The sequence below is a fragment of the Pseudomonas sp. PDM25 genome, assembly GCF_019219045.1.
Lineage (GTDB): Bacteria > Pseudomonadota > Gammaproteobacteria > Pseudomonadales > Pseudomonadaceae > Aquipseudomonas.
In genome coordinates this window covers 85,890-100,747 of record NZ_JAHUWL010000015.1, presented here as the reverse complement: position 1 = coordinate 100,747, position 14,858 = coordinate 85,890, and the positions used below count along the sequence as shown (strand labels likewise).

Annotated in this window: 13 protein-coding genes; 11 read left to right on the top strand and 2 right to left on the bottom strand. The window is 57.2% G+C overall.

Annotation, left to right across the window (positions count from 1 at the left end):
• Window positions 1–62: 62 nt before the first annotated feature.
• Window positions 63–533, bottom strand: a complete 471-nt coding sequence (gene ybaK, locus KW848_RS24665) for a Cys-tRNA(Pro) deacylase (protein WP_007971306.1) — start codon at window positions 531–533, stop codon at window positions 63–65.
• A gap of 370 nt (window positions 534–903) precedes the next feature.
• On the opposite strand from ybaK, the gene KW848_RS24660 reads away from it, so the two are divergent.
• The 4 genes from KW848_RS24660 to glpD all read left to right on the top strand — a co-directional run bounded on the left by KW848_RS24660 (window position 904) and on the right by glpD (window position 6,162).
• Entirely contained in the window at window positions 904–1,755 is an 852-nt protein-coding gene (locus KW848_RS24660) for an MIP/aquaporin family protein (protein WP_218538395.1), read from the top strand.
• Between the two features lie 76 nt (window positions 1,756–1,831).
• Window positions 1,832–3,337, top strand: a complete 1,506-nt coding sequence (gene glpK, locus KW848_RS24655; protein ID WP_033057460.1) for a glycerol kinase GlpK — start codon at window positions 1,832–1,834, stop codon at window positions 3,335–3,337.
• Between the two features lie 254 nt (window positions 3,338–3,591).
• On the top strand, window positions 3,592–4,347 hold the full coding sequence (locus KW848_RS24650; protein ID WP_027922833.1) for a DeoR/GlpR family transcriptional regulator: 756 nt from the start codon (window positions 3,592–3,594) through the stop codon (window positions 4,345–4,347).
• 276 nt (window positions 4,348–4,623) lie between these two features.
• Window positions 4,624–6,162, top strand: coding sequence for a glycerol-3-phosphate dehydrogenase (gene glpD / locus KW848_RS24645; protein WP_218538367.1), 1,539 nt, complete (start codon window positions 4,624–4,626; stop codon window positions 6,160–6,162).
• 63 nt (window positions 6,163–6,225) lie between these two features.
• On the opposite strand, the gene KW848_RS24640 is transcribed toward glpD, so the two are convergent.
• On the bottom strand, window positions 6,226–7,113 hold the full coding sequence (locus KW848_RS24640) for a LysR family transcriptional regulator (protein WP_218538394.1): 888 nt from the start codon (window positions 7,111–7,113) through the stop codon (window positions 6,226–6,228).
• Window positions 7,114–7,218: 105 nt separating this feature from the next.
• Here KW848_RS24640 and KW848_RS24635 point away from each other — a divergent pair, with 105 nt between their 5' ends.
• Genes KW848_RS24635 through KW848_RS24605 form a run of 7 tightly spaced genes read left to right on the top strand, consistent with a single transcriptional unit; the run spans window position 7,219 to window position 14,822 of the window.
• Window positions 7,219–8,586, top strand: coding sequence for an MFS transporter (locus tag KW848_RS24635; RefSeq protein WP_218538366.1), 1,368 nt, complete (start codon window positions 7,219–7,221; stop codon window positions 8,584–8,586).
• Complete coding sequence (locus KW848_RS24630) at window positions 8,567–8,977, top strand: DUF4440 domain-containing protein (RefSeq protein WP_218538365.1); 411 nt, start codon at window positions 8,567–8,569, stop codon at window positions 8,975–8,977. The genes KW848_RS24635 and KW848_RS24630 overlap by 20 nt, the downstream gene beginning before the upstream one ends.
• A gap of 7 nt (window positions 8,978–8,984) precedes the next feature.
• The gene (locus tag KW848_RS24625) at window positions 8,985–9,932 is read left to right on the top strand and encodes a flavin reductase family protein (protein ID WP_218538364.1); all 948 of its coding nucleotides are present in this window, start codon (window positions 8,985–8,987) and stop codon (window positions 9,930–9,932) included.
• Between the two features lie 40 nt (window positions 9,933–9,972).
• On the top strand, window positions 9,973–11,250 hold the full coding sequence (locus KW848_RS24620) for a Rieske 2Fe-2S domain-containing protein (RefSeq protein ID WP_223528588.1): 1,278 nt from the start codon (window positions 9,973–9,975) through the stop codon (window positions 11,248–11,250).
• Complete coding sequence (locus tag KW848_RS24615) at window positions 11,228–11,713, top strand: aromatic-ring-hydroxylating dioxygenase subunit beta (protein ID WP_218538362.1); 486 nt, start codon at window positions 11,228–11,230, stop codon at window positions 11,711–11,713. Before KW848_RS24620 ends, KW848_RS24615 begins: the two co-directional genes overlap by 23 nt.
• A 26-nt stretch (window positions 11,714–11,739) precedes the next feature.
• On the top strand, window positions 11,740–13,440 hold the full coding sequence (locus tag KW848_RS24610) for an NAD(P)/FAD-dependent oxidoreductase (protein WP_218538393.1): 1,701 nt from the start codon (window positions 11,740–11,742) through the stop codon (window positions 13,438–13,440).
• A gap of 44 nt (window positions 13,441–13,484) precedes the next feature.
• Window positions 13,485–14,822 (top strand): amidase family protein, encoded by a 1,338-nt coding sequence (locus KW848_RS24605; RefSeq protein ID WP_218538361.1) that lies wholly within the window; start codon window positions 13,485–13,487, stop codon window positions 14,820–14,822.
• Window positions 14,823–14,858: the final 36 nt, after the last annotated feature.

The window sequence follows — 14,858 nt, the reverse complement described above, 5'->3', positions numbered from 1 at the left end:
CCCCGGCACCAGTGACAGAGCCCATACATTTGCACCATACAGCGCCGGGCTAATAGTCCGCGTCAGGCGCGGCCGATATCAGCGAACTTCGCCTGGGTATGTTCGGCCAGCACCGCGGGTGCCAATTCGACTTCCAGCCCTCGTCGCCCCGCACTGACAAAAATGCTGGCGAAGGGCTGAGCCGAATTATCGATAAAGGTGCGCAAGCGCTTTTTCTGTCCCAGCGGGCTGATCCCACCCAACAGGTATCCGGTGGATCGTTGCGCAGCGGCAGGATCGGCCATTTCGACTTTTTTCACGCCTGCGGCATGAGCCAGGCCTTTCAAGTCCAGACTTCCGACGACCGGCACGACGGCCACCAACAATTCACCTTTTTCGCTGGCCGCCAGCAAGGTCTTGAACACCTGCGCCGGATCCAGCCCCAACTTCTCCGCGGCCTCCAGCCCGTAGGACGCGGCCTTCGGATCATGTTCGTAACTGTGCACGCGATGTTCGGCACGAACTTTTTTCAACAAATCCAATGCGGGGGTCATGACAGCTCCAGACTGGGCGGCAGTAGAAAAATACTGTGCTGGATTCTAGGCCATTGCTCCATAAAAGGCTCTATTGCGGCGTTATTTCAAAGGCTTGGCGGCGCCTTATGCCGTTCGTCCACCTTCGGTCTGCCCCGTGAACGATGCGGTCATTCACGTGACTAATAGTTCGATTGTGACTGACGGTTCACTTTCGACCTTTGACAGCAGCGTTTCTTGTCTATATTTTTTCGAATCTGAATACTGTACGAATGTTCCTATCGCAGCACCCAGCAGCAGGCCGAGAACAGGATGGGGATCCTGTCTCGGCGAAAATCGCGCTTTGACCATGATGCAAAAGCGCCAGACAACAACAAAAATGAGGTTTTCAATGACAACTGCTTTACAACAACCGTCGCTCTCAAGCCAATGCATGGCCGAATTTCTGGGCACTGCGCTGCTGATCTTTTTTGGTACAGGCTGTGTTGCCGCGCTCAAGGTCGCGGGTGCCAGCTTCGGCCTTTGGGAAATCAGCATCATCTGGGGGGTCGGCGTGAGCATGGCGATCTACCTGACCGCCGGCGTTTCCGGGGCTCATCTCAATCCCGCCGTCAGCATTGCCCTGAGCATTTTCGCTGACTTCGAAAAGCGCAAACTGCCTTTCTATATTCTCGCCCAGATCGCTGGGGCCTTCTGTGGAGCGTTGTTGGTTTACACGCTGTACAGCAATTTATTCTTCGATTACGAACAAACTCACCATATGGTTCGTGGTACTCAGGCCAGCCTCGAATTGGCGTCGGTGTTTTCCACCTTCCCCAATCCGGCCTTGACCACGGCGCAAGCCTTCCTGGTTGAAGTGATCATCACCGCCATCCTGATGGGCGTGATCATGTCCCTGACCGACGACAACAATGGCTTGCCAAAGGGTCCGCTCGCTCCGCTGCTGATCGGCCTGCTGATTGCCGTGATTGGCAGCTCGATGGGGCCGCTGACCGGTTTTGCGATGAACCCGGCGCGCGACTTCGGTCCTAAACTGATGACTTTCTTCGCTGGCTGGGGTGAAATTTCCTTCACCGGCGGGCGCGATATCCCGTATTTCCTGATTCCGATTTTTGCACCGATTGTCGGTGCCTGCCTCGGTGCTGCAGCGTATCGCGGGCTGATTGCCCGTCATCTGCCCAGCGCCCTACCTGCTACAAAGGAAGCAGTACCGGCCATTGACGGCAAACCAAGAACTTCTTGATACCGTTGGCGCGTGATCCTGCCCATCAGATCACGCGCCGGACCTCACTCCCCTTTTTTCGTCCAAGGCAATCGACATGACCGACACTCAGAATAAGAACTACATCATTGCCCTCGATCAGGGTACGACCAGCTCCCGCGCGATCATTTTCGACCGCGACGCGAACGTGGTCTGCACCGCCCAGCGCGAATTCGCACAGCATTACCCGCAAGCCGGCTGGGTTGAACACGACCCGATGGAAATCTTCGCCACCCAAAGCGCCGTGATGGTCGAGGCCCTGGCTCAAGCCGGCCTGCATCACGACCAGGTCGCCGCCATCGGCATCACCAACCAGCGCGAAACCACCGTGGTCTGGGACAAGACCACCGGCCGCCCGATCTACAACGCGATCGTCTGGCAGTGCCGCCGCAGCACCGAGATCTGCCAGCAGCTCAAGCGCGACGGTCACGAGCAATACATCAGCGACACCACCGGCCTGGTCACCGACCCGTACTTCTCCGGCACCAAGCTCAAGTGGATCCTCGACAACGTCGAAGGCAGCCGCGAACGCGCGCGCAAAGGCGAACTGTTGTTCGGCACCATCGACAGCTGGCTGATCTGGAAATTTACCGGCGGCAAAGTGCACGTCACCGACTACACCAACGCCTCGCGCACCATGCTCTTCAACATCCACACGCTTGAGTGGGACGCGAAGATGCTGGAGGTGCTGGATATTCCGCGCGAAATGCTGCCGGAAGTTAAATCCTCGTCCGAAATCTACGGCCACACCAAAAGCGGCATCGCCATCGGCGGTATCGCGGGTGACCAGCAAGCGGCCCTGTTCGGCCAGATGTGCGTCGAGCCAGGCCAGGCGAAAAACACCTACGGCACCGGCTGCTTCCTGCTGATGAACACCGGCGACAAAGCGGTGAAATCCAAGCACGGCATGTTGACTACCATCGCTTGCGGCCCGCGCGGTGAAGTGGCTTACGCGCTGGAAGGCGCCGTGTTCAACGGCGGTTCCACCGTTCAATGGCTGCGTGATGAACTGAAAATCATCAACGACGCCCACGACACCGAATACTTCGCCAACAAGGTCAAGGACAGCAACGGCGTGTACCTGGTACCCGCCTTCACCGGTCTGGGTGCTCCGTACTGGGACCCGTATGCCCGTGGCGCGCTGTTCGGCCTGACTCGCGGCGTACGCGTGGATCACATCATTCGTGCAGCCCTGGAGTCGATTGCCTACCAGACCCGCGACGTTCTCGATGCCATGCAACAGGACTCCGGCGAACGCTTGAAATCCCTGCGTGTCGACGGCGGCGCAGTCGCGAACAACTTCCTGATGCAGTTCCAGGCCGACATCCTCGGCACTCAGGTCGAGCGTCCGCAAATGCGCGAAACCACCGCACTCGGTGCGGCTTACCTGGCTGGTCTGGCGTGTGGCTTCTGGGGCAGCCTGGACGAGTTGCGCGGCAAGGCTGTGATCGAGCGCGAATTCGAACCGACCCTGGACGAAACCGCGAAGGAAAAACTCTACGCCGGCTGGAAAAAAGCCGTCAGCCGCACCCGCGATTGGGAACCGCATGAAGGCGCTGAATAAGCCGGGCTGAGTACTCGTATCTGTATGTCCAAATAGCGTGAAAGCGTAGCGAGCGAAGGCAAGACAAGGCAAAAACAGGCGAGGACCGGCTGGGGTCGCACCCGACTTTACGAGGTTGTAAATGAGCAGTCCGAGCCTGTTTTTAACGCAGGATTGCCGAGCGCAGTAGCTTTCACGTTATTTGGAAACTGGCAGGGAGCAGATTCCTGCGTCATCATGGGCAAATTTTTGCACGGCAGCCCAAAGGAAGCCCCATGAATCTGCCTCCCCGTCAGCAGCAAATCCTCGAACTGGTCCGCGAACGCGGCTATGTCAGCATCGAGGAAATGGCTACGCTGTTCGTCGTTACACCGCAAACCATCCGCCGCGATATCAATCAGCTCGCGGAAGCTAATTTGTTGCGTCGCTACCACGGCGGCGCAGCCTACGATTCCAGCGTCGAAAACACCGCCTACGCCATGCGTGCCGATCAGATGCGTGATGAAAAGCAGCGTATCGGTGAAGCCATTGCGGCTCAAATCCCCGATCACGCCTCGCTGTTCATCAATATCGGCACCACCACCGAATCCATCGCCCGGGCGTTGCTCAATCACAATCACCTGAAGATCATCACCAACAACCTGCATGTGGCTTCGATGCTCAGCGCCAAGGACGACTTCGATGTCCTGCTGACCGGTGGCAACGTGCGGCGCGACGGTGGTGTGGTCGGTCAGGCCAGTGTCGACTTCATTAACCAGTTCAAGGTTGATTTCGCCTTGGTCGGCATCAGCGGTATCGATGAAGACGGCAGTCTGCTGGACTTCGACTATCAGGAAGTTCGGGTGTCCCAGGCGATCATCGCCAATGCCCGGAAGGTGATACTGGCGGCTGACTCCAGCAAATTCGGGCGCAACGCCATGATTCGTCTGGGGCCGATCAGTTTGATTGATTGCCTGGTAACCGATCAGCAACCTGTGCCGGCGCTGGCGCAGTTGTTGAGTCAGCACAAGATTCGGCTAGAAGTCGTTTAACCGCGAAAGCGGTTAAATAACCTGTAGGAGCACGGCTTGCCGGCGATGGCGGCCTCGAGTATGCCATCGCGGGCAAGCCATGCTCCTACAGAAGTCGCGGCAAATCTCCCCTCTTCACTCTCTCAATGTTCGAAAATTTTCCTTTCACGGCCCTTCGATCAGTATTTTCAATCGAAGTTAACTGGCTGTGGGCGACTTTATGGGCTACCATTTTCGCAAATGAACATTAATGTTCGAATTCCAATACAGAAAATCATAAAAGCCCGAGGCTAGCCGATGCCCACTTCTACCTTGCCTACGCCCCCTCTCGCTGAGATCTACGATATCGCCGTCATCGGTGGCGGGATCAATGGCGTGGGGATCGCAGCGGATGCCGCCGGTCGCGGTCTTTCGGTGTTTCTATGCGAAAAAGACGACTTGGCCAGCCACACCTCGTCAGCCAGCAGCAAGCTGATCCACGGCGGCTTGCGCTACCTTGAACATTACGAATTCCGCCTGGTGCGCGAAGCCCTGGCCGAACGCGAAGTGCTGCTGGCCAAGGCCCCGCACATCGTCAAGCAGATGCGCTTCGTGCTGCCGCACCGTCCACACCTGCGTCCAGCCTGGATGATCCGCGCCGGTCTGTTCCTTTATGACCACCTTGGCAAGCGGGAAAAACTCGAAGGCTCGAAAAGCGTGAAGTTCGGCCCGGACAGCCCGCTGAAAAGCGAAATCACCAAAGGCTTCGAATACTCCGATTGCTGGGTCGACGATGCTCGTCTGGTGGTGCTGAACGCCATGGCCGCCCGCGAAAAAGGCGCCCACGTTCACACCCAGACTCGCTGCGTCAGCGCCCGCCGCACCAAGGGCATGTGGCACCTGCATCTGGAACGCGCCGATGGCAGTCTGTTTTCGATCCGCGCCAAGGCACTGGTAAACGCCGCCGGCCCTTGGGTCGCCAAGTTCATTCGTGACGACCTGAAGATGGAATCGCCGTACGGCATCCGCCTGATCCAGGGCAGCCACCTGATCGTGCCGAAACTGTACGAAGGCGAACACGCGCACATTCTGCAAAACGAAGATCAGCGCATCGTGTTCACCATTCCGTACCTGAACCACTTCACCCTGATCGGCACCACCGATCGCGAGTACACCGGCGATCCGGCAGCAGTGGCGATCACTGAAAGCGAAACCGATTACCTGTTGAAAGTGGTCAATTCCCATTTCAAGAAACGCATCAGCCGCGACGACATCCTGCACAGCTATTCCGGCGTTCGCCCGCTGTGCAACGACGAATCCGATAACCCGTCGGCTGTCACTCGCGACTACACCCTGGCGCTGTCGGGCACCGGCGAAGAAGCGCCGCTGTTGTCGGTGTTCGGCGGCAAGCTGACCACCTACCGCAAACTGGCCGAGTCGGCGCTGGCGCAACTGGCTCCGTACTTCAAAGACATCAAGCCGAGCTGGACCGCCAGCGCTCCCCTGCCGGGCGGCGAAGACATGACCACCCCGCAAGCCTTGTGCGCCTTGATCCGCGACAAGTTCGACTGGGTGCCGACCGAAATCGCCCGCCGCTGGGCCACCACCTATGGCAGCCGCACCTGGCGCATGCTCGAAGGCGTGCAGAATCTCGGCGATATGGGCGAACACATCGGCGGCGGGCTCTACACCCGTGAAGTCGATTACCTGTGCAGCGAAGAATGGGCAACCACCGCGCACGACATTCTGTGGCGCCGCAGCAAGCTGGGGTTGTTCACTACTCCGGCGGAACAGGAAAAGCTCAAGGATTACCTGAGCAAGGTCGAGCAGAACCGCAGCAAGATCGAAGCGGCATGATCCCTGATCCGCTTAAACGAAAGCCCCTGAATCTCACGATTCAGGGGCTTTTTTTGTACGTGCTTACTGCGCTAGATGCAGCAACAGGAAATCAATGAACGCCCTCGATTTGTGGGGCAAATGCGGGCTGTTGGGGAACACCACGTTGACTGACTGAGAGGGCAGCGAATAGTCGGGCAATAACCGCATCAGCCGCTCGCTGGCAATGTCTTCCTTGACCATCCAAGCGGGCAGCACCGAGACGCCTAGCGACGATAACGTCATGGAGCGGATGGCCGTGGAAGAATTGGATTCAAATTGATTGATTCCGTTGATCTCGACAGCCCCCAATTGCGGATGGCGCAACGACCACTGGGTCGGTGCCTGCAGGTTGCTGTTGGCGATCCAGGGTACCGAATTCAGGTCCTGAGGATTCTGCACCGGGTGACGTGCAAGAAACGTCTCGGTAGCCACCAGGACAATTTCATAATCCGCCAGTTTACGGCTCTTGAAAGCCGAGTCCGCCAAGTTACCTAAACGGATAACCAGGTCTAACTTTTCCGCCACCAGATCATTGAGTGACGAGTTGAAGTTATAACAGAGTTTTATTTCCGGATAACGCTCTATAAATTGCGGTATCAACGGAAGAATATAGGCCTCGCCGTATTCACTGGTGGAACTGAAGCGCAACTTGCCGGACACCCGATCATGCCCTTTTAATACATTATCGAAGGCATTATCGATGTCCGCGACAATACCTTTGAACTCTTCATAAAAGTCCTGACCGATTTCGGTGAGGGATATATTTCGGGTATTTCGAATCAACAACGTCGCTGACAGCACGTCCTCCAGCGCCTTGACATGCAGGCTGGCCATGGCTTTGCTGATGCTCAGGTAATTGGCAGCCTTGGTGTAAGAACCAAAATCGACCACGGCCAGGAATGTCTGGACCCGATTAAGATGAGTGTGCATAGCAATAAGGCTCACTGTTAAATCCCGTCAAACATTGTTTCAAGGATAGTCGTATCGACAGTTCAAGTCCACCGCCCCTATGCTTTGTGGCAAAGGGGAAACAACATGACCTATCGCTACAAAGTTGCACTGATATTTCTGATCGGCTTTTTTATAGACTGCATTAACATCTTTATGTCGGCGGTCGCATTACCGAGTATCTCGGCGGCGCTGCACGTTAGTACTTCAGACGTTGCCTGGGTGGCTAACGCTTATATTCTGGGGCTGACTCTGATCATCCCGGTCAGCACCTGGCTGGCCGGTCGTCTTGGCAGCCGGGAAATCCTCACCGCCTCGATGATCGTGTTCACCGCCTCGGTGTGGATGTGCGGACTGGCCAACAGCTTCAACGATTTGGTGATCTGGCGCTTCGTCCAGGGGATTGGTGGCGGCCTTTTGATTCCTGTCGGCCAGGCGCTGACGTTCAACCTGTTCAAGGGCGAGCAGCGGGCGAAAATATCCACATTGGTCATGGCCGTTGCCCTGATAGCGCCCGCCATTTCACCGACCATCGGCGGTGTCATCGTCGACAGCAGCTCCTGGCGCTGGGTGTTCTACAGCAACATCCCGTTCTCGCTGATCGCGGCATTGCTGTCCTGGTTCTGGATCAACGAAGCGCGGCCGACGAGTTTACCCCGGCCCGACATCAAGGGCTTGCTGCTGGTCAGCGCGGCACTCGGCAGCCTGCTGATGGGCATGTCGTTGTATGGCGGCGACGCTCCGGCATGGGTGGCCGCCCTCTTCGTCATGGCCGGCGTTGCTTTCGTCGTGCTGTACGGGCTGCACTACCGCACCTGCAAAAACCCGATCATTGAACTGAGCCTGCTCAAAAGCAAAAAACTCAGCACCTCCATCTTTATCTATTACGCGATTCCCGGTGTGTTCACGGGGGTCAACTTGATGAGCATCTTTTTCCTGCAAAACACTCTGCACTTCAGTGCCCGACTGACAGGGATGTTCATGATCCTGTACGCCATCGGCGCGTTCATCGCGATGCTGATCTGTGGCCGGGTCTATAACCGGATGGGCGCGAAGCGGCTGTTTGCCCTCGGCATGCTCTTGCACAGCGCCGGCATCGCCACCCTGTTACTGGTGAACGATCCCTCAGATTTTATGGTGATTGTCATCGCCTACAGCTTGATGGGAATCGGCGGCGGCATCGGCGCCAACACAGCACAAACCACGTCGCTGATGGACTTCGAGGGCAATGACACCCACAAGGCCAGTGTCATCTGGAACATCAACCGACAGATGTCATTCAGCATCGGCGCCGCCCTCTTCCTGATGGTTTTCAACCTGCTCTTGAAGCATTTCGATACCACCCAGGCCTACCACGTGACCTTTGCTATCGCCGCGCTGGTGGGCCTGTTCCCACTCTTTCAACTGAGTCAGTTGAACACTCAAAAGGACTGTCATGCACAACAAAATAGTTGAACAGGCGCACCACAGCATTCATCACGTGCACGAGCTGATCCACACCCTGTTCACCGACGCAAACGGCAAGGGGCAGGCCGTGCTTGAACCGCTGATGTCGGCCTTTGCCGAGCACTTCACCCTGGTCACCACCTCGGCCGCCATTGTCAGCCGGGCGACGGTCGAACAGATGTTCAAAGGTGCAGTCGGCGCCAAGCCAGGCCTGGAGATCGTCATCAGCGACCTGCAGACGGTCTGGCAGGAAGGCAACAGCGTGGCGATCCGCTACAAGGAAACCCATCACCTCGCCCAGCGCGAAAGCTCACGGGTTTCGGTGGCGATCATTGGCATGCATCACCACAACGCCCAATGGATCTACCTGCATGAAACGCCGCTAAGTCAGGGAAGCTGATTATCGTATGAACTACACCATCACTGATTGCCGAATGCTCTCGGCGTCTATCAAAGAAATCACCGTCAGCCCGCTAGCAGCGGGGTCTGCGTCGCCAGCAGCGGGCGCACATTTCAAATGGTTCATCCCCGAACTGAATGAATGGCGGCACTACTCGGCGGTACAGCTGGCAGACCGCACTACGCCGCAAGGCAGCGTCATCTTTGCCATCCGGCTCACTGCCGACTCGGTCAGCAGTCGCTACATTCGTTCGCTGGCCGTCAACGACACGGTGCAGCTCGATGGCCCGTTCAATACGTTCACCTACCCGCTCGTTGAAAGCGTCGGCAGAGACATTGCGCTTGCCGGAGGCATCGGCATTACACCACTGACCGGGATCCTTCATCACCTGGCGTCATTAAATCGAAGCGCACATCTGCATTATTTCGCCAGGAGCGACGACGACGCGGCCTATGCCTTGCCAATGAAGGCACTGTTGCAGGAGCGCCTGCACTTCCACTTCTCCAGTCAACCCGATGGCCGCCGCTCCGTCAGCCAGGTCCTGGCAGACCTTTCGCCACACGACCGGCTCTACGTCTGCGGTCCGCAATCGATGCTCAACGACGTGTTTTGCCATGCCGAAGCCAATGGCCTGGCGCGCGAGCGCATCCATTTTGAAATCTTCAATGTGGTCCGGGAAGACGATGAGTCGGCCTTTGTGATTGACGCCGTCGAGTCGGGTATCAGCGTCAACGTCGATCAAGATCAAACCTTGCTGGAGGCGCTGGAGGCTGCCGGTCTAGACCCGCTCTACGACTGTCGACGCGGTGAGTGCGGCGTCTGCGCGCTAGAGGTCCTTGAGGGCGAAGTCGACCATCGCGATTTCATCATGAGCGAAAAAGAAGCTGCCTGTAGCGCAAGGATTTATCCCTGCGTCTCGCGAGCCAAAAGCCAACGCCTGAAGCTGGCTATCTAACGAGGTAAACCGTTTGGACAATTACTTCAACGGCAGAGAAGTGCACAAATCGCTCTTCCTTGATCAGCAACTCTTCGAACAAGAACAACACAGCGTCTTCGCCGCCAGTTGGTGCTACGTGGGGCACGACAGTCTGATCCCGCAGCCTGGTGACTTTTTCACCACCGACATTGCCCAACAACCATTGGCAATGGTCCGGCAAAAAAATGGCGAGATAGTTGTCCTGCATAACCGCTGCCCGCACAAAGGCGTGAAAGTATTGGCCGAGCCTCGCGGCAACGTCGGCCGGTTCATCCGCTGCCCTTACCATGCGTGGACATTCAAGACCGATGGCGAACTGTTGAGTATTCCGGTGAAGAAGGAATACGACGATTGCGACCTCAGCGCCTGCTCCGCCCACAAGGGGATGCAAGCCGTCGCAGCGGTGGAGAATTATCGCGGTTTTGTGTTTGTCCGCCTCCAGGTGGAAGGCATCGACTTCAACACGTTTTTCGGCGAGTCATTATCGACACTGGACAACATGGTGCTGCGCTCGCCCCTGGGTCAGCTTCGCGTCGTTGGCCAGCCGCTCCTGCACCGACATCACTGCAACTGGAAAATGGTCGTCGATAACCAGACCGATACCTGTCACCCGATGATTGCCCATGAGTCCTCGGCGGGCGAGGCAATTCGCTTGTGGAAGGAAACCAGCGACCAGAGCAGCCCTTCGCCCATGGCGGTCGAACTGTTTGCACCGTTCATGGCGTCCTACGAGTTTTTCGCCAACATGGGCATTCGCACCTGGCCCAACGGCCATGGGCATACCGGCGTCAGCAACTCAATCCATAAAGCCTATGCCGATATTCCGGGTTATTGGGACCTGATGGTCCAGAGCTATGGCGAGCGCCAGGCCACCGAGATTCTCGAAGACACCCGACACAACACCGTCTATTTCCCGAACCTGATGGTCAAGGGACCGATCCAGACGTTGCGGGTGATCAAGCCGATCAGCGCCCAGGAGACGGTGGTCGAGTCGTGGATCTTCGAGTTGTTGGGTGCCCCCATCCAGTTGCTGGAAAGAACCGTCCAGTACAACAACCTGATCAATTCCCCCTGCTCGATGGTTGCCCACGACGATGTGGAAATGTACGAGCGGGCGACGGAGGGATTGCGCAGCGACGCCAACGAGTGGGTCAACGTGGCGCGACTCTTTGAATCGAACGAATCCTATGAGCGGACGCAGGTGGTTTCGGGCACCAGCGAAATGGCGATGCGCAACTTTTACAACAGCTGGCAGCACTTGATGCGGGGAAACAATGCAACTCGATCCGAACAATAAACACGCCATCGAACAGTTGATCGCCACCGAAATCCAGCTGTTGGACCAACAAGATTTCGGTGCCTGGCAACAACTGCTGACCCCCGAGTACACCTACTGGATACCGTTGCGACGAGAACAGACCAGCCCCCTTCATGAGTCGTCGCTGCTGTATGAAGACCGGTTTCTGACGACGTTGCGCATCAACCGATTGGCCAATGCGCGCAACTACTCGCAACAGCCCAAGAGCCGCAGCTTGCATATTGCCCAGTGTTCGTTGATCCGTATGGAAGACGACGAACTGAGCGCATCGAGCAGCACCAACATGCTCTATTGCGAAGCCCGCGGTGACAGCGAATGGCATTACCCGGTCACCGTCGAGCATCAACTGATTAACGTCGAAGGCACCTGGAAAATCAAAGGCAAAAAAGTACTTCTGCTCAATCCCTCCCGTGCGATTGAAAGCCTGCAGTTAATCATCTGATTTATCGAGAATCACACGTGAACGTTATGAGTACCGGCTTCGACGAAGCCACATTTCCCTGTTCTTTTCCGTATGTCGATCTGTTGTACGACTACGGCCAGTTTTTGCGCAATGCCGTTGATGCAATCGGTTACTTGCCACCCGGAGCGGCCGACAAACACATTGGCATTGTCGGCGCCGGATTGAGCGGGCTGGTCGCTGCCTATGAATTACTCCGTGCCGGCGCCCACCGCGTCACACTGTTCGAGGCTGCCGAGGAACACTTGGGCGGTCGGTTGCTGACCCAACGCTTTGACGATGACCACCCGCAATTCATCGCCGAAATGGGGGCGATGCGTTTTCCTCCCAGCGAGGTCGGTTTGTTTCACTACCTGAACCGGTTCGGCATCGAAACCACTGAAGCGTTTCCTGACCCCGGTGTGGTGGATACCGAAATTCACTACCGCGGGGAGACTTACCACTGGGCCGCCATGCAGCCGCCACCGGCCATCTTCAGCACGGTCCATCGGGGCTGGAATGCCTTTTTGAAAGAGGGCGTGACCTTCGATGACGGCACCTGCCTGGCGCCACCGTTATTACTGACCGAGTTACTGAAGCAACACAATTACCCGGAAGTGCAGCCGGAATGGCAGCGCTATCTGGATTGTTTCGGCGACAGCTCGTTCTATTCGGCCATGGTGCGGATTTTCACCGGCAGCAACCCGCCCGGCGGACAACAGTGGCGCAAACCCGAAGACTTCCATCTATTCGGGTCTCTGGGGATTGGCTCGGGCGGTTTCCAATCGGTTTACCGCGCCTCCTTTACCGAGATCCTGCGGCTGGTGGTCAATGGCCTCGAAGTCAATCAACGACTGGTGCCAATGGGCATCTCGTCGCTGTCGGAGTTGATTGCCGATACATCATTCAACGGCATGCCATTGCGCGACCGAATCTGCCGCACCCGCATCGAGTCCATCAACAAGGGCGATAACGGTGAAATCCTGCTGGCCGGCAGTAATGGTGAGACCTATGCCTGCGACCGGGTGATCACCACGACTACAACCCGGGCGCTGCAAGTGAACATGAAGCTCACACAGAACCAGGCCTTCGTGAATCGAGATGTCGCCCGGGCGATCAACGAAACCCACATGGTCGGTTCGTCCAAGCTGTTCATCCTGACCAAAGACAAGTTTTGGTTGAAACACGGTCTGCCACAGAACATCCAGACGGACACCTTGGTGAAGGGCGTGTATTGCCTGGATTACGCGCCGCAAGACCCTGATTCCTGGGGCGTGGTATTGATCAGTTACACCTGGGAAGACGACTCCCACAAGATGGTTTCAATGACCGACAAAGTTCAACGCTGCTTGCGTCTTGTCGATGAACTGGCCATGAGTGCACCTGAGTTTGCCGGCCACCTTTTACCGCTCAATGGTAACTACCAGCGATACGTCCTGGAGTATGACTGGCTGACCGACAAGCATTCACTGGGGGCCTTCAAACTCAACTTTCCAGGTGACGATATTTACTCGGAACGTTTGTTCTACCAATTCAAAACAGCCCTCGACTCACAACAGGACACGGGGTTGTACCTCGCCGGGTGCGGCTGCTCTTTCACCGGAGGCTGGGCGGAAGGCGCCATTCAAACAGCGCTCAACGGTGCCTGTGCGGTGATCAGCAGTCTGGGTGGCGACTTGATTGCCGACAATCCGCTGGACGGGCTGCACGCTCAATACCGCTATTGCTGATGCCTTCATCGCAAGCCTCCATCCCCATAGCCGAGACCCGTTTTATGTACAGCCAACATTCAATTGAAGAACTCGTCAGCGGATTTCGCAGTGGCAGTCACTGCCTGGACACCTGGCACCAATCCCAGCGCGACAAACAGCGTGATCATCAACACCTGAACAGCTTCATCACATTCGATCCGACAGCGTTCGAGGGCACCCCCGGCGCGGACCGAGAGGCCGGCCTGTATGGCATGCCCGTTTCCTTCAAGGACAACATCAATGTCAACGGCATGCCGACCACCGCAGGCACGCCGGGGCTGGCCGCCTACTACCCGTCGTCCGATGCCGGGATTGTCCAGCGCTTCAAGCAGCTGGGCGCCAGAGTCGTGGGTAAAAACAACATGCATGAACTTTCGTTCGGGGTGACGTCGGCCAACCGAACCCACGGCGCCGTGGTCAACCCGGTCGACGAACGCTACAGCGCCGGCGGCAGCAGCGGCGGTTGTGCGGCAGCCGTCGCCGCCGGTCTGGTGCCCTGCGCCGTGGGCACCGACACCGGCGGTTCGGTGCGCATCCCCGCAGCATTCTGCGGGATCGTCGGATTCCGTCCCACCACGGGTTGCTACCCGGTCGATGGCATCGTGCCCGTTTCCCAGACCAAGGACACGCCGGGGCTACTGACCCGCACCCTGCAAGACTGCCAGTTCATCCACCATCAACTGATCGGGTCCCCCCCCGCCGCCCCGGACGACACCAGACCGCTACGGGTGGGCATTCCGGAAAAATTCCTCTGGGCCGATCTCGAAGAGAAAGTCCGACGCGACTGCTTCGCAGCGATCGAAGTACTGGCAGATCAGGGCGTGGAATTGGTTCCAGTCGATGACCTGTTGATCGGGGAAATCAACGAGAGCATTCAGTTCCCGTTGCCGATTTATGAGTTCTTTATCGACTTCCCGCGTTTCTTGATGAAGGAAGGCTGGGGCGACAACTTCCTGAGCATCCTGGCGCAGATCCAGGACCCGGGCATTAAGAAAATACTGACGGCACAACTCGAAAGCCCGGCGATTTCCTACAAGGATTATGTGCAGGCATTGATGAGCAAGCTGCAGCTGGGTCGGGAATACAGCCGTCTGTTCAATGTCCATCAACTGGATGTGATTGCGTACCCCACCGTCAGCTGCACGGCACCGTTGCTCACCGATTGCGAGGCAGAAAGCAACTTCGAAACGTTCGTGCGCAACACCGACCCGGCCAGCAATCTGGCAGCTCCCAGTGTCACCGTTCCCGTAGCGGAAAAACACTCGCTGCCGGTCGGACTCTCGTTCGACGCATTGCCCGGTCAGGACAGCCTGCTGCTGGAGAGAGCCCGTCAGTTATCACGCTTGCTGGCCATGCACTAACGCGCTGTCGGCGCCATTCATCAGCAACGCTGAATG